The 15371-nt window shown below is 67.9% G+C and carries 13 protein-coding genes; 9 read left to right on the plus strand and 4 right to left on the minus strand.

Annotated elements, in window-relative coordinates:
• Nucleotides 1-188: 188 nt before the first annotated feature.
• Nucleotides 189-1316: a serine protease gene (locus AB0J71_RS25785; protein WP_364416399.1), complete on the plus strand. Its 1128-nt coding sequence runs from the start codon at nucleotides 189-191 to the stop codon at nucleotides 1314-1316.
• Nucleotides 1317-1411: 95 nt separating this feature from the next.
• Here the strand turns inward: AB0J71_RS25785 and AB0J71_RS25790 are convergent, their stop codons facing one another.
• Nucleotides 1412-1654, minus strand: a complete 243-nt coding sequence (locus AB0J71_RS25790; protein WP_364416401.1) for an SSI family serine proteinase inhibitor — start codon at nucleotides 1652-1654, stop codon at nucleotides 1412-1414.
• 346 nt (nucleotides 1655-2000) lie between these two features.
• Between AB0J71_RS25790 and AB0J71_RS25795 the strand changes: the two genes are divergently transcribed.
• From AB0J71_RS25795 to AB0J71_RS25805, 3 genes are all read left to right on the plus strand, one after another.
• Nucleotides 2001-3098: a hypothetical protein gene (locus AB0J71_RS25795; protein ID WP_352323541.1), complete on the plus strand. Its 1098-nt coding sequence runs from the start codon at nucleotides 2001-2003 to the stop codon at nucleotides 3096-3098.
• Between the two features lie 198 nt (nucleotides 3099-3296).
• Complete coding sequence (locus tag AB0J71_RS25800) at nucleotides 3297-4457, plus strand: hypothetical protein (protein WP_352323542.1); 1161 nt, start codon at nucleotides 3297-3299, stop codon at nucleotides 4455-4457.
• A gap of 285 nt (nucleotides 4458-4742) precedes the next feature.
• Nucleotides 4743-4937, plus strand: coding sequence for a hypothetical protein (locus AB0J71_RS25805; RefSeq protein ID WP_352323543.1), 195 nt, complete (start codon nucleotides 4743-4745; stop codon nucleotides 4935-4937).
• Nucleotides 4938-5010: 73 nt separating this feature from the next.
• Here AB0J71_RS25805 and AB0J71_RS25810 read toward each other — a convergent pair whose 3' ends face one another.
• The gene (locus AB0J71_RS25810; protein ID WP_352323544.1) at nucleotides 5011-5271 is read right to left on the minus strand and encodes a GntR family transcriptional regulator; all 261 of its coding nucleotides are present in this window, start codon (nucleotides 5269-5271) and stop codon (nucleotides 5011-5013) included.
• 140 nt (nucleotides 5272-5411) lie between these two features.
• Between AB0J71_RS25810 and AB0J71_RS25815 the strand changes: the two genes are divergently transcribed.
• The 5 genes from AB0J71_RS25815 (at nucleotide 5412) to AB0J71_RS25835 (ending at nucleotide 12309) form a co-directional block, all read left to right on the plus strand.
• Nucleotides 5412-5627: a DUF397 domain-containing protein gene (locus tag AB0J71_RS25815; RefSeq protein WP_352323545.1), complete on the plus strand. Its 216-nt coding sequence runs from the start codon at nucleotides 5412-5414 to the stop codon at nucleotides 5625-5627.
• Between the two features lie 175 nt (nucleotides 5628-5802).
• Nucleotides 5803-6597, plus strand: a complete 795-nt coding sequence (locus AB0J71_RS25820) for an inositol monophosphatase family protein (RefSeq protein ID WP_364416403.1) — start codon at nucleotides 5803-5805, stop codon at nucleotides 6595-6597.
• A 497-nt stretch (nucleotides 6598-7094) separates the two neighbouring features.
• Nucleotides 7095-8624: a hypothetical protein gene (locus tag AB0J71_RS25825; RefSeq protein WP_364391401.1), complete on the plus strand. Its 1530-nt coding sequence runs from the start codon at nucleotides 7095-7097 to the stop codon at nucleotides 8622-8624.
• 439 nt (nucleotides 8625-9063) lie between these two features.
• Complete coding sequence (locus AB0J71_RS25830) at nucleotides 9064-10635, plus strand: hypothetical protein (RefSeq protein ID WP_364416405.1); 1572 nt, start codon at nucleotides 9064-9066, stop codon at nucleotides 10633-10635.
• A gap of 183 nt (nucleotides 10636-10818) precedes the next feature.
• On the plus strand, nucleotides 10819-12309 hold the full coding sequence (locus AB0J71_RS25835) for a hypothetical protein (RefSeq protein WP_364416407.1): 1491 nt from the start codon (nucleotides 10819-10821) through the stop codon (nucleotides 12307-12309).
• Nucleotides 12310-12372: 63 nt separating this feature from the next.
• On the opposite strand, the gene AB0J71_RS25840 is transcribed toward AB0J71_RS25835, so the two are convergent.
• On the minus strand, nucleotides 12373-13731 hold the full coding sequence (locus AB0J71_RS25840; protein ID WP_364416409.1) for a hypothetical protein: 1359 nt from the start codon (nucleotides 13729-13731) through the stop codon (nucleotides 12373-12375).
• Between the two features lie 276 nt (nucleotides 13732-14007).
• Nucleotides 14008-15216: an NADP-dependent malic enzyme gene (locus tag AB0J71_RS25845; protein ID WP_352327500.1), complete on the minus strand. Its 1209-nt coding sequence runs from the start codon at nucleotides 15214-15216 to the stop codon at nucleotides 14008-14010.
• Nucleotides 15217-15371: the final 155 nt, after the last annotated feature.

The following is a 15371-nucleotide window of genomic DNA, read 5'->3' on the forward strand; positions in this document are numbered from 1 at the left end:
AGCTGGGAAGATGCCCTTCCTGAATACATGCGATCTCGCTATTTCCATAACGAAACGGCACCGGGGCCGACCTTTTCGTGTCGCTTTCTGGCTGGCGGGTTGCGCCATTCATTAGCGTTCTCACCGTTTTCCTGGCCCACCGGGGCGCAGCACCCCGCTCTGGGCCGCCGAGAACCGAGAGGAGTTCCATGTATTCCCGAGCAAGGCGCATCGCGATCCCCCTCGCCGCGCTGGTGGCCGCCGGCACGACCACAGGCGCCGCGGCGGAGGCGACCTCGCCTCCCGATGTCGTGTCCAGGAACGCCACGACCCCCGCCGAGCAGGCCGTGCGGTTCTGGACGCCCGACCGCATCAAGCTCGCCACCGACCACGACGGCGCGCTCGACGTGTCGTCCAGGGGCGTCAACGGCGGCAGGGACGGCAGAGGCGGCGACCAGACCCCCGACGGGCCGCCCGGATCCGTCCCGCCGATCGGCGGGGAGAAGGCCAAGGCGGGCAGGAGCCGGCAGGTCAACCTGCCCGACACGGTCGGCCGCGTGTTCTTCACGCTGCCCCGCACCGACCCGCGCAACCCGAAGAACTGGCGGTACTGCTCGGCCACCTCCGTACAGGGCAAGTACCGCAACCTGGTGGCGACCGCCGCCCACTGCGTCTACGACACCCGGAAGAACGCCTTCCACGACAACTGGATCTTCATCCCCTCGTACTGGGACGGCGACCATGTGTGGCAGGGCAAGGCGCCGTACGGCGTCTACGCCGCCAGGACGTTCAACGCGCACGACGACTTCGTGGTGAAGGAGGACCACGACTTCGACTACGCGTTCGTCAACGTCTACAACGGCATCAAGGTGAGCTGGGAGAAGACCGGCAACCGGTGGCACCGGACGGTCCAGGACGCCGGCCGCCTCGGCGACAACGTCGGCGGCCAGGGCTTCACCTGGAACCGCGGCACGAAGCTGAACGTGTTCTCCTTCGGCTACCCGGCCGGCGGGCACCCCGACGGCGACAAGCCGTACACCGGCCGCACCATGAAGTGGTGCTACGGCAGGACGGCTCCGATGCCCGAGGCCAGGAGGTACGACCTGCAGGAGCAGATCGGCTTCCGGTGCTCCTTCACCGCCGGCGCCGACGGCGGCCCGTTCCTCTACGACTACCGGAACTCCTCACGCACCGGCTACCTGGTGGGCGTGAACAGCGTCGCCTGGGACACCGACGGCAACGGCCGCTACGACCACCTCTCGTCGCCGTACTTCAACACCGACACCTACGACGTCTACAAGGCCGCCGCCAACCGCTGGACCGGCGCCATGCCGTGATCCGGCCCCGCAGTCGAGGCCCCGGATCCTCCTCGGCGGGATCCGGGGCCTTCCCCGGTCCTCGGCGTTTCGGACGTACGCCTCGAACCCGCGCTTCAGAGGCGGAAGACCGGGCCCGTGGCGACGGCGAGGGCGCAGGCGTTGGGGAAGGTCTGCGAGTAGCGGTAGCGGTCGCCGTCCCAGACACCCTCCGCCCGTACGTCCACCGGCTCGTAGTCGGCGGTGCAGGAGACCCCCGTACGGCCGCTCAGACGGGCCGGGTTCCCGCCCACCTGTTCGAGAGCGGAACAGGCCGCGACCTGCCCCGGCGCGACCCGGCCGGGGGTGCACTCCAGCACGCCCTGCCGATCTCCGACGCTGATCCGGAAAAGCCTTTGGTCCTTGTGCGACGTCCGGACATCGGGCGGTCCGGTCGTGGCGTTCGCCACTGGAGCGGCGGCGAATGCGGCGCAGGAAAGCGCGGCGATGCAGAGAATTCGGTGCATAGGCGCAGCCTCTATCAGCCCTCTGACCTGCGGCAACGACCGACACGCGTGATCATTTGCGCGTATCGGGAGGGATCGGCTGATGGTGTCCTTATCGCACACGGTGCACTCTTGATCAGGTAACGAATCTCTATCCGGGCTGCAATACAGGCAGTTGATCTGGAAAAATCCACCCCTACGACCCTAAGAAAGGCATTTCATGATCTCCCGGGCCAGGCAACTGGCGGCGGCCGCCCTGGGCGGCGCGCTGCTGTTGCTGCCTGCCCTCACGGGGGTCGCGAACGCCGCGCCGACGAGTAGGGTCTTCGGCGTCACGCTGGCCAAGACCGCCGCCGACATGAAGAAGGTCGCCGACTACTGGCGCCCCGACCAGCTCAAGCAGGCCGACAGCTACAGCCCCGCCACGCCGGGCGCGCAGGCGGCCCCGACGTCCTCGGCCGGCGCCGTCTCCGGGCCCGCCTCGCCCGTGACGGCGGTGCGGCGGACGTCCGCGACGCAGGGCACGGCGCCCGTGCCGCCCAGGCGGGGCGGCGCCGCCAAGACCATGGGCAAGGTCTTCTTCAAGTTCGGCGCCAAGCAGTACTGGTGCTCGGCCAGCGCGGTCGCCGCCCGCAACCGCAGCGTCGTGGCCACGGCCGGCCACTGCGCGTACGACTCCCGCCAGGCCAAGGCCGCCGAATACTGGATCTTCGTCCCCAATCCCGGCCCCAACGGCGAGACGCCCGACGGGATCTACGTGGGCGCCGCGCTCAGCATGCACGAGGACTGGTCCGGCAAGGGCGACTACGACTTCGACTACGCGTTCGTGACCGTGCACCGCGGGTTCGTCTGGGAGCAGGCCAAGGACGGCACGTACACGATGAAGGACGTCGGCCGGCTCCAGGACAACGTGGGCGGCCAGGGGCTGGAGATCAACAGGAAGCCGGCGGCCACCCCCATGACGGCGTTCGGCTTCCCGGCCGGCGCGCAGCCCGACGGCTCCCATCCGTTCGACGGCAAGACGCTGCGGACGTGCCAGGGCAGCGTCACGTACTGGACCGTGGCTCCCGCGCGGGACCTGCAGAAGGGCGTCCGGCTCCAGCCATGCGGCTTCAGCCCCGGCGCCAGCGGCGGCCCCTGGCTGGTCGGCTACGACGCGGCCCGCGGGCTCGGCAGCATGAACGGCGTCAACAGCCTGACCTGGAACACCGACGCCAAGGGCGCCTACGACGCGGTGTCGTCGCCGTACTTCGACACGACCACCGCTGAGGTCTACCGACGCGCCGCCTCGCTCACCACACCGGGAAATGTGGCGTAAGTCACATGCAACCACGTGATCACAAGACGTGATCAGCCGATCCATTGATCTCGGTACGGTAACGGGGCCACCTGGGAGCGCTGACACGATCTACCGAAAATTTCCCATCGCCCTGTCAGCGTTATAGGTTCCGGGTCGTCCGTTTGCTGAATTTCGGGGTGCAAGAGGCGCCTCCTGTCAGCGCAACCTGGAGTTACCTTGAAGCGAATCCTCCTCCCCGTCGGCGGCGCGGTCGTGGCGACCGGCCTTCTGGCCGCCGGGCTCTCCGCCACCGCCCAGGCCGACGGCGGTGTCTCCCACGACCCGATGGCCGGCAGCAACTCCCAGGCCGCCTCGATCGCCTCCTTCTGGATCGCCTCCAACGGCGCCGCCCTCCGCCAGGCCACGCAGTACACCTGGGACTCCAAGGAAGTGCGGAAGGTCGTCTCCAAGGGCGGCTACGACCCCGACGGCCGTCCCGGCATGACCGCGCCGACCGGCGCCCAGAAGGCCGGCGCGTCCCAGAACGTGAACCTGCCCAAGAGCATCGGCAAGGTCTTCTTCGTCGACGGGTCCGGCAAGTTCCGCTGGTGCTCGGCCACCTCCATCCAGTCGGGCAACCGCAACCTGGTCGCCACCGCCGGCCACTGCGTGTACGACACGGACAGCAACCGCGACACGCTGTCCAACTGGGTCTTCGTCCCGGGCTACTACCAGGGCAAGGCCCCCTGGGGCATCTACGTGGGCAAGCAGGCCTTCACCCACTACGACTTCGACAACTACGAGGACTACGACCGCGACTACGCGTTCGTCACCGTCTACAACGGCATCCAGTTCGACGGCGTGAAGCAGGTGGACCGCAAGGACTTCGAGCGCTTCAGCGGCCCGAAGCGCGCCTGGGGCGGCCACTACTACATCCTGCTGTCCAAGGACGCCGGCCGGCTCGGCGACGCCGTGGGCGGCCAGGGCTTCGCCTGGAACCAGCCGACGGGCAAGTTCGTCCGCACCTTCGGCTACCCGGCGGCCCCGCACCCCGACGGCAGCAAGCCGTACAGCGGTGTCACGCCGAAGCACTGCTACGGCAAGACGACGGCCAAGGCCGTGGGCGCGTCCTGGCTCAAGATCGAGGAGCACGTCGGCCTGAAGTGCGCCGTCACCCCCGGCTACGACGGCGGCCCGTGGCTGCTGAACTACAGCAACGCCAAGCGCCTCGGCTACGTGAACGGTGTCACCAGCACCTTCGCGGACCAGGACGGCAACGACCGCATCGACTACATCACCTCGCCGTACTTCGACGGCGAGACGGCGGCCGTGTACAAGGCGGCCACCAACTTCCCGTCGGGGAAGATCGTGGGGCCTGACGGAGAGCTCTACAAGTAGACCCTCACCAGGGGAGAGAGGGCCCCGGCGTTGCTCCTTGCCGCCGGGGCCCTCACCTGTCCCCACCGGAAAGCCGCGGTCACCCACCGCGCCCATCTCCCGGCTCCGCGTTCTCGGCAAGAAGCCGTGACCCCCTGCGCCCGTTGCGCACCCCTCATTTGCCGGGCTTCCTGGGAGCCCATGCCCGACGAACCCGGATCTGGCCGCAACGGCCCGGGTAGCGCCTGTCGAATATGCAGCGTTTCGGGGCGTGATTCGCCAGTCCTTGTGGCGCAAGATGTCGGTATGACCGAGGACCAGGACGAGCCCGCGATCGCTCCCGCCACGACGGCCCCGGAGGTCACGATCACCCTCGACCCCCACGTCAAGGCGTACGTCGACCGAGCGGTCGAGGACGGTGAGTTCGCCTCCGTGTCCGCGGCCTTCAACGAGGCGATGCTGGAACGCATGCGCCGCCGCCCCCGCGTCCGCAGCTGGTGACCACCCAAGACAGAACGAGCGGGCCGGACGGCTCACCGGCGCCAAGTAGCGGGCGCCCCAGCGCCAGGCCCACCTACGCGGAGCCACGCGACACGAACGTCCCCCGCCCATGGACGACGACCAGCAGGCCGCGCTCCGCCAGATCCTTGACCGCGCGCCGGACCGTCACCCGGGAGACGCCGTACTGGCTCGCCAGCTCCAGCTCGGCGGGCAGCTTGGCGCCGGGAGCCAGCGCGCCGGAGGCGATGTCGTTCTCGACGTCCTCGGCCAGTTGCCGCCACACCAGGTTCGGTCCGACATGGTCGATGCGGTCGCTTTTGTCCACCAAGGCCATAGAAAAACGCTAAGGGACGCAGAACCTACAAGGACAAATGACGACCTCGTTCAAGGCATGGGGAGGTCTTATCATGTCTAGTGCTTGTATCTTCCAGGCGATCCCCCCGAGGGCCGCTGACGAGACGAAAGGAAGCACTCATGACAGACCTGTACGTCGGCAACCTCGATGACGTGCCCTTCACCCAGCTTCGCGGCGGCGGTCCACAGGGCGAGCACGTGGAGACCTGCGTCCTGATCGCGCAGATCCCCGGCATCGACGACGCCTACGCGCTACGCGACTCCAAGAACCCCGACGCCGGGACGCTCCGCTTCACCGGCACCGAGCTGCGCGCCGCCGGAATCGCCACCATCTAGCCGAGACCGCGACAGCCGGCCCCTGCCCGAAACCCCGGCCCAAGGACCGAAACGAGCAGGGGCGGCCCCGCCGACCACAGGCAAGCGTGCTGCACTGGCACGCCCACCTGTGGACCGCCCCCACGGACAAAGACCCCCTTCAGCCCCATAGCGCCCGATGTCTAGCATGAGACCCATGCTGATCGACGCGGTGACCGAGATCCTTCGCGAGACCGCCGAGATCGCGATCCTCCCCCGGTTCCGCGCCCTGTCCGCCGGCGACGTCTCGGAGAAGACCCCGGGCGAAGTGGTCACCGTGGCCGACCGCGAGGCCGAGGAGCTGATCAGCCGCCGCCTCCGCGCCCTCCTGGACGCCCCCGTCGTCGGCGAGGAGGCGGCCTCCGCCGACCCGGCGCTCCTGTCCGCCCTGCACGACGCCCCCACCGCCTGGCTGGTCGACCCCCTGGACGGCACGGCCAACTTCGTCGCGGGCCGCCCGGAGTACGCGGTGATGGCAGCCCTGGTCCGGTCGGGCCAGACGGTCGCGTCCTGGATCGTGCGGCCGGCCGAGGACGACGTCTACGTCGCCGAGCTCGGCTCCGGCGCCTGGCGGAACGGCATCCCCGTCCACCGCGCCGCGCCTCCCGCCGACCCCGCCCGGCTGCGCGGCGCCGTCCTCACCCGCTTCCTGGACGACGACGCCAAGGCCCGCGTGGCGGCGGCCGAACCCCGCTTCGCCGCCCTCACCCCGGGGACTAAGTGCGCCGGCGTGGACTATCCCCGCCTCCTGAACGGCGATCAGGACTTCCTGCTGTTCCACCGGACGCTCCCCTGGGACCACGCGCCGGGCGTCCTGCTGCTGACGGAGGCCGGCGGCGCCGCCCGCCACCTCGACGCCACCACGTACAGCCCGTCCGTCCCCAAGCTGGACCTGCTGAACGCGGCCGACGCGGCCTCCTGGCGGACGGTCCGCACCATCCTTCTGCCCTGACCCCTTCAGGTCCCCCAGCGCCACCCGCCCTGGCTTCGCCATGCCCAAAAGCGACAAACACCTCAAACAGCCACACACCACGCAGGGCAGGCAGGACCTCAGAGCCCTACAAAATCGGGCAGATTGTCGAAACCTGAAGGCTTCTGCGGCGAACCTGAAGATCACCTGTGAGCGGCGGGCCGATTTAGACGGATGGGGCCCCAATCTGGTTCCTGTGATCTGGATCACATTCATCTGGTCACAGAGAGCAACAGATCCCTAACGGAACTTTCGTCCCGATCGACAGATTCCCCTCAGGGCCAGCGGAAACATCTCTTTCCGGTAACATCACGCCAAAGCCTCTGACAGATAACAGCACGGTAACGGCGAAACGGGCCCTTACCGATCCCCTCAGAACGGCTTTCACCTGCGGAGATCACTGGCTATGTTCCTTGCTATCCCTTTACTGACGCATGGGACACCTGTTGCGTCCCACGACAGACCAAGGAGCAGTTCCCTTGAAGCGCATCCTCATCCCCGCCGGTGGCGCCATCCTGGCTACCGGCCTCCTGGCCGCCGGCCTCGCCGGTACGGCCTCGGCCGACAGCGACATCTCCACCGACGCGATGGCGGCGAGCGCGGCCAACGCGAAGGCCATCGCCCAGTTCTGGGCCGAGAGCAACGGTGCCGCCCTCCGGGCCGCCACCGAGTCCAACGTCTGGGACAAGGCGGACGTCGCCAAGCTGCAGAGCAAGGGCGGCTACAGCGCCGACACCAAGCCGGGCACCACTGCCCCGATTGGTGAGGAGAAGAAGACCACCGCCAAGACGCAGAACGTCAACATGCCGAAGACCATCGGCAAGGTGTTCTTCGTCAACGGCAAGGGCGAGAAGAAGTGGTGCTCCGCCACCTCGCTCCAGTCGAAGTACCGCAACCTGGTCGCCACGGCCGGTCACTGCGTCTACGACACCGGCGCCAACGCCGACGTCATGTCCAAGTGGGTCTTCGTCCCCGGCTACTACCAGGGCAAGGCTCCGTGGGGCATCTACGTGGGTAAGCAGGCCTTCACCCACTACGACTTCGACGTGTACGAGGACTTCGACCGCGACTACGCGTTCGTGACCGTGTACAACGGCGTGCAGCTCGGCAGCGGCACCTCCAAGCAGGTCTCCAAGGCCGAGTTCGACAAGTACCAGGGCGTCAAGGACGCCAAGGACGTCGAGATCAGCCGCGAGGAGTTCCGCAAGGGCAAGCTCGACCCGACCTCCACGGAGGCTTTCTGGGTCAAGCGGGGCACCGCGCCTGAGGCGACCGGCCCCGACTTCCCCGGCGCCGAGGCCGGCAAGGTCGAGGTCAGCGAGAGCACCTACCGGGCCGCTCGGGTCGGCAAGGGCAACGGTTTCAAGTTCGGTGAGCCCGTCACCGAGATCGTGACCGACTCGCAGGCTTCCACCTACCTGGAGAACCAGAAGAAGGACGCCGCAAAGTACCCGGCCAAGGTCGTCAAGGACGCCCGTGGCAACTGGACCATCACGCACTTCTACGTGCAGCAGTGGTACAAGCCGGGCTCGGACACCAAGTACTACAAGACCGTCTTCTTCATCGTCGAAGGCTTCGCCAAGGACGCCGGTCGCCTCGGCGACAACGTCGGCGGCCAGGGCTTCGCGTGGAACCAGCCCACCGGCAAGTACGTCCGCGTGTTCGGCTACCCGGCCGCGCCGCACCCCGACGGCCACAAGAACTACACCGGCATCACGCCGAAGTGGTGCTACGGCAAGACCACCAAGAAGCTGGTCGGTTCGGCCGCCAAGAAGATCGAGGAGCACGTGGCGCTCAAGTGCGCCATGACCGAGGGCGCCGACGGTGGTCCCTGGCTCCTCAAGTACAGCAACGCCAAGCGCCTGGGCTACCTGAACGGTGTCACCAGCACCTTCAACGACCAGGACGGCAACAACCGCGTGGACTACATCTCCTCGCCGTACTTCGACGGTGAGACGAACGTCGTCTACAAGGCTGCCGCCAACGTCTGGTCCGGCAAGATCGTCTGAATGACGGCTTCCGACGACCGGTCCTGACCGTTCGTAGGTACCGTCAGCAACCGAAGGGCCCGGCATCCGCCGGGCCCTTCGGCGTTTCCGGGCCGGAAAGTGAAGGCGTTTGGACGCATGCGACGCCGAATCGGTGCCATCAACCCAATGTGATCTGCGTCACACTGCCCGAGCGAACCGGATCAAGGGCAGCCGCCGGGCCCGCCGAACCGGCTCACACCTTCTTTATGTTGATCAGGGCAAACAGCCGGAAGCCCGACTTCTACCGACTCCTACGCACCAGGGACCTAAACATCACAGAACGATAACGCCCGGCTTGTCGCATCTTTTCCTCTCAAAGCGGCTACCCGAGTTCAAGATCGACACTGTATGTTCCTGGCTATCCCTTTACTGACGCATGGGACGCAAGAGGCGTTCCACGACAGCGCAAGGAGTTACCTTGAAGCGCATCCTCCTCCCCGCCGGTGGCGCCCTGCTGGCCACCGGTCTGCTGGCTGCCGGCCTCGCCGGTGCCGCCCAGGCCGACCCGGACGTCGACGCCGCCGCTCTCGCTGCCAGCGAGCAGAAGGCCGCTGAGGTCCTGGACTTCTGGACCAAGTCCGACAACGCTGCCCTGAAGGGCGCTACGGCGTACTACTGGGACAACAAGGACGTCAAGAAGATCGTTCAGAAGGGTGGGTACGTCGCTGACGGCAAGCCCGGCCAGTCTGAGCCGATCGGCGCCGAGAAGACCACCACGGTCAAGTCCCAGAACGTGAACCTGCCGAAGTCCATCGGCAAGGTGTTCTTCGAGGGCCGCGACGGCAAGCTGTACTGGTGCTCCGGCACCTCCATCCAGTCCCAGTACCGCAACCTGGTTGCGACCGCTGGTCACTGCGTGTACGACATCGCCGCCAACGACGAGGTCGTCTCCCGCTGGGTCTTCGTCCCGGGTTACTACCAGGGCAAGGCTCCCTGGGGCATCTACGTGGGCAAGCAGGCCTTCACGCACTACGACTTCTCGAACTACGAGGACTTCGACCGCGACTACGCGTTCGTCACCGTTTACAACGGTGTCGGCGGCGTGCTCAACAAGTCGAAGCAGGTCACGAAGGCCGAGTTCGACGCCTACAAGGGCACCAAGGACGCCAAGGACGTCGAGGTCAGCCGCGAGGAGTTCCACAAGGGCCGCCTCGACCCGAAGACCGCCGAGTACTACCACCGTGCGCGTGGCTCCAAGTCCGAGGCCACCGGCCCCGACTTCCCGGGCGCCGAGGTTGCTCAGGTCGAGGTCACCGAGGGCACCTACAAGGCTGCCAAGGTCGGCAAGGGCAACGGTTACAAGTTCGGCGAGCCCGTCGTCGAGAACGTGACCTACAACCAGGCCGTCGCTTACATCCTCAAGCAGGACCCGAAGTGGACCGCTGGCAAGCCTCTGCCGGCTCCCACGGCTGACTACCCCGCGACTGTGTGGGTGGACCGCCAGGGCAACGCGACCCTGACGCACTACTACGTGCAGCAGTGGTACAAGCCGGGCACCGACACCAAGTTCTACCGCACCGACTTCTTCATCTACGTTCACGAGATCAAGGACGTCGGCCGCCTGGGCGACAACGTCGGTGGCCAGGGCTTCGCCTGGAACCAGCCGACCGGCAAGTACGTCCGTACCTTCGGCTACCCCTTCGCCAAGCACCCCGACGGTTCGAAGCCCTACTCCGGCGTGACGCCGAAGTGGTGCTACGGCAAGACCGGTGCGAAGGCCACCAAGGTTCCGAGCCTGAAGATCGAAGAGCACATCTCGCTGAAGTGCGCCGTCACCGGCGGCTACAACGGCGCCCCGTGGCTCCTCAAGTACAGCAACGCCAAGCGCATGGGCTACGTCAACGGCGTGACCAGCGTTCTGTACGACACGGACGGCAACGACCGCTGGGACTACATGTCCTCGCCGTACTTCGATGGTGAGACCAACGCGGTCTACTCCTCGGCGGCGAAGGTGTGGTCGGGCAGCCTCATCCCGAAGGCCGACAGCTGATCTTCGGTATGACACCGGGCTGAGGGTCCAAACCTCCGCTCAACCCCGCTTTACCCGAAGGGCTCGGCATCTGCCGGGCCCTTCGGCCTTTCCGGCGACAAACCGAGAAGAACCCTTACCAGAGTGACTTAAGGGTCGATAGGGTTTTGACGCCCTTCTTGACAACCCCGTGTGGAGCCTCCCTTGAAGCGCCTGCTCATCCCCCTCGCTGCTGCCAGCTTGAGCGCCGCCGCGCTTGCCGTCCCCGCCGACGCCAACCCCCATTGGGTCACCGACGACCTCACCGCCAAGCCCTCGGACGCCTACAGCGCCGCGTACTTCTGGCTCGACTCCAACGGCGCCGCGCTGCGCAAGGCGACCGAGTACCAGTGGGACGCCAAAGACGTCACCAAGCTGGTCGCCGCCCGCGGCGAGGAGAACGCCGCGCCCGACGGCAAGCCCGGCCTGACCGCCCCCACCGGCGCTCCGAAGCCCAGCGCGAGCAAGAACGTCAACCTGCCCAAGACCATCGGCAAGGTCTTCTTCGTCGACAGCGCCGGCAAGTACCGCTGGTGCTCGGCGACCTCGATCCAGGCGCGCAACAGGAACCTGGTGGCGACCGCCGGCCACTGCGTCTACGAGACCGCCAAGGACGTCTACAGCAAGTGGGTGTTCGTACCCGGCTACTACCAGGGCAAGGCCCCCTGGGGCGTCTACGTCGGCGCCTACGCCTTCACCGCCTATGACCTCGACACCTACGACGACTACGACGGGGACTTCGCCTTCGTCGCCGTCCACAACGGTTTCGCCCTGGCCGGCGAGAAGCAGGTGGAGGCCAAGGAGTTCAAGGCGTGGGGCGGCGACAAGTGGATCAAGCCGCGCGAGATCGACGCCAAGGAGTTCGAGAAGTGCCTGCTGAACCTGGGCGACTGCTGGTCGGAGGGCGAGGACAAGCCGGCCGACGTCGTCGGGCCTGACTATCCGAACGCCGTGCTGGAGAAGGTCGAGGTCGGCGAGGAGGCGTACAAGGCCGCCAAGGTCGGCAAGGGGAACGGCTACAAGTTCGGCGAGCCGGTCGTCGAGCAGGTCACCAAGACCCAGCTCGACGCCTACAAGGGGCTCGGCAAGAAGGGCACCGACAAGTTCGGCAACTTCACGATCACCCACTTCTACACGCAGAAGTGGGTGAAGCCCGGCACGTCGCGCAAGTACTTCATGCCGGAGTACGTCATCGGCGTCGCCAAGGACATGGGCCGGCTCGGCGACGTCGTCGGCGGCCAGGGCTTCGCGTGGAACCAGCCGCGCGGCCAGAAGGTCACCGTCTTCGGCTACCCCGCCGCCCGCCACCCCGACGGCGACAAGCCCTACACCGGCGTGACCCCGAAGTGGTGCTCCGGCAAGACCGGCACCAAGACGTACCAGGTCAACACCTTCCGGGTCGAGGAGCACCAGGTGCTCAAGTGCTCCATGACCGGCGGCGCCGACGGCGGCCCCTGGCTCATGAAGTACGACAACGGCAAGCGCACCGGTTACGTCAACGGCGTGACGAGCCTGTTCCACGACCAGGACGGCAACGACCGGATCGACTTCATCAGCTCCGCCTACTTCGACGGCGAGGTGGCCGACGTCTACAACAAGGCCAACTACGCCGAGACCAAGAGCGTCGTCGGCCCGAACGGCGAACTGCTCAAGTAGGACCACCCGCGAAGCCCCGGACCGCCACAGAGGCGGCCCGGGGCTTCGCCCGTCCCGGGGCCGTCACACGGACGTGAGCTCGCGCGTACGCTCCCGCAGCGCCATGACGGCCCGCTCGTTCTTGTAGGGCTCCAGCCGCCGCCGCAGGTCGGCCGCGTACGACCGGGACCGCGCCGACTGCAGCTCCCCCGCCAGCGCCAGCGCGTTGCCCGCCGCCTGGCACGCCTCCTCCAGCTCGCCGCACTCCAGCAGCCCGGCAGCCAGCAGGGACAGGTTGAACATGCGCCCCCGCACGTACCGGGTGTCCATGTCGAGGGAGCGCCGCGCCAGCCGCACGGCGCGCTCCCCCTCCCCCAGGTCGCGGAAGCAGTGGGCGAACTTGGCCGACAGGTAGGCCTCGTCGAAGTAGCTGAGCCAGCGCGGCTCCTCGGTGGGCCTGCGGGCGTCGAAGGCCAGTTCGGCCTGGTGCAGGGAGGCCCCGCAGGACCTCGGGTCGCCGAGGCCCGCGTGCGCGTGGGCCTCCAGGACCTGCGCGGAGGCCAGCAGGGTCTGGACGCCGGCCCGCCGGGCCGCGAGCTGGGCGGCCCTGGCCAGGTCGAGGGCGTGGGCCGGCTGGCCCATGTAGATGGCCTGGTGGGCCATGCCGGCCAGGATCTCGCCGCCCAGGGTGTGGTCGTCGGCGCCCCTGGCCAGGCGGAGGGCCTGGATGAGGTAGCGCTGGGCCAGGCCGTGCTGCTCCATGTCGTAGGCCATCCAGCCGGCCAGACGGGTGAGCTCGGCGGCCGCGGCGGCCAGCTGCTTGCCGGTGGACTCCCCGTAGCTGCCGTCCTTGAGCAGCGGGGAGACGGCGGTGTCGAGGTACTTCACGACGGACGAGCGGACGCGGCCGCTGCCGAAGCGGTTGTCGAGCTCGCCGAAGGACCGGGTCACCTCGTGGATCGCGGCGATGTCGGCCCTGCCCACCCGGCGCGCCCCGGTGCCGTTGGGACGCCCTTCGGGAGGCGCCGTCAGCCAGCGGATGGCTCCGACGGATCCTGCCCCGATCGCGAAGGTGGAGTCGATCAGAAACCTCCGTCGCTCCACGTCGGCCCGCCACAACGCCGTCACGGTCGCGACCCCCTCCTGCCACGTGTGGGTGAACTCCTGACCGAGATCGAGGGGCGTGAGGTTGGTCGGCATGCCCAGGTCCTCCGAGCTCACCGGGCGGCCGAGCCGCAGCGCGAATATCTCCGTGAGCAGGCACGGGACGGGATCCCGTGGCTTCTGACCCCCGATCCACCGCAGCACAGAGCTGTGGTCGTACTTCAGACCCGGGGTGCCGCGCGCGGCCCCCAGGTCGTTGAGGCGCCTGGCCAATCCCTTGTGGGAGAAACCCGCCTCCGCGATGAGCTGCTGGAGCAGTCGGTTAGGCTCGCGTTCCATCGCTCTCCTCGTCACAGGAGTCGGCGCCCGCATCCTTACAGAGAGCTATTTTTATAGCACGTTGCGTAAAGGCTTTTCGGCAGTTCCCAAAGGTCACGCGAACTCCATCGCAATCCCTTCGCCGGTCCTGCTCGGGGTCAGGACCTGGACCCGGCTCACCTGGACGGGGAACTCACCTACCCATGCCGCGGGCGGGAAACCGCAATGTCGTCTGACCTGGGCGGATGCCGGAAAAGAACGAGCGGGGGCCGATCGGCCCCCGCTCGTGACGGCGGATCAGGCGCGCGCGACGCCGTCGGCGCGGGCCTGGGCGGCCACGGCGGCGGTCACCGCGGGGGCCACCCGCCGGTCGAACGGGCTCGGGATGACGTACGTGGCCGACAGGTCGTCGCCGACGACGGCGGCCAGCGCCTCGGCGGCGGCCACCTTCATGTTCTCGGTGATCGTCGTGGCCCGCACGTCGAGGGCGCCGCGGAAGACCCCCGGGAAGGCCAGGACGTTGTTGATCTGGTTCGGGAAGTCGGAGCGCCCGGTGGCGACCACCCTGGCGTGCCTGGCGGCCACCTCGGGATGGACCTCCGGGGTGGGGTTGGACAGCGCGAAGACGATGGCGTCGGGCGCCATGGACGCGATGGCCGCCTCGGACACGGTCGAGCCGGACAGCCCGAGGAAGACGTCGGCGCCGGCCAGGGCCTCCTCGGTGGAGCCGGTGTGGCCGGCCCGGTTGGTCTCGCGGGCCAGGGCCTCCTTGACCGGGTTGAGCCCTTCGCGGCCCTCGTAGATCATGCCCTTGGAGTCGGCGACCGCGATGTCGCCGATGCCGGCGCCCAGCAGGATGCGGGTGACGGCGACGCCGGACGCGCCGGCGCCGGCCACGACGGCGCGCAGGTCGCCGAGCGCGCGGCCGGTCAGGCGGGCGGCGTTGCGCAGGGCGGCCAGGGCGACGATGGCGGTGCCGTGCTGGTCGTCGTGGAAGACCGGGATGTCGAGCAGGTCGCGCAGCCGGTCCTCCACCTCGAAGCAGCGCGGGGCGCTGATGTCCTCCAGGTTGACGCCGCCGAACGACGGCGCGAGGCGCACGACGGTCTCGACCAGCGCGTCGACGTCGGTGCAGTCGAGGCAGATCGGGACGGCGTCGACGTTGCCGAACTCCTTGAACAGCAGCGCCTTGCCCTCCATGACCGGCATGGCGGCCGACGGCCCGATGTCGCCCAGGCCGAGCACGGCGGTGCCGTCGGTGACGACGGCGACCACGTTGGAGACCCAGGTGTAGTCGTTGACCAGCGAAGGATTGTCGGCGATGGCGGTGCAGACCCGGGCGACGCCGGGCGTGTAGGCGAGCGACAGGTCGTCGGCGTCGCGGACCGGAATAGTCGAGCGGACCTCCAGCTTGCCCCCGCGGTGGAGCGCGAAGGCCGGATCGAGGTCGAGCGGTTCGACGGAAGCAGAAGCGGGCGTGGCAGACACAGCGACCCCTGTATTCATCGGAGCGGAAGAGACCTTCGGCGTACGAGCGCGAGTGGGCTGGCTTCGGTAGCTGCCAAGCTCCCCCTCGTCGGTCGTCTCTGAGGGGTTACGGGGGTCACCCGTCTCCCCATAGTGCCACATGGTGAGATGGTCGATGGTGTCGGAGCCGACGC

Origin of the sequence: Nonomuraea sp. NPDC049637, from assembly GCF_040675235.1 — a bacterium.
Classification (GTDB): Bacteria; Actinomycetota; Actinomycetes; order Streptosporangiales; family Streptosporangiaceae; genus Nonomuraea.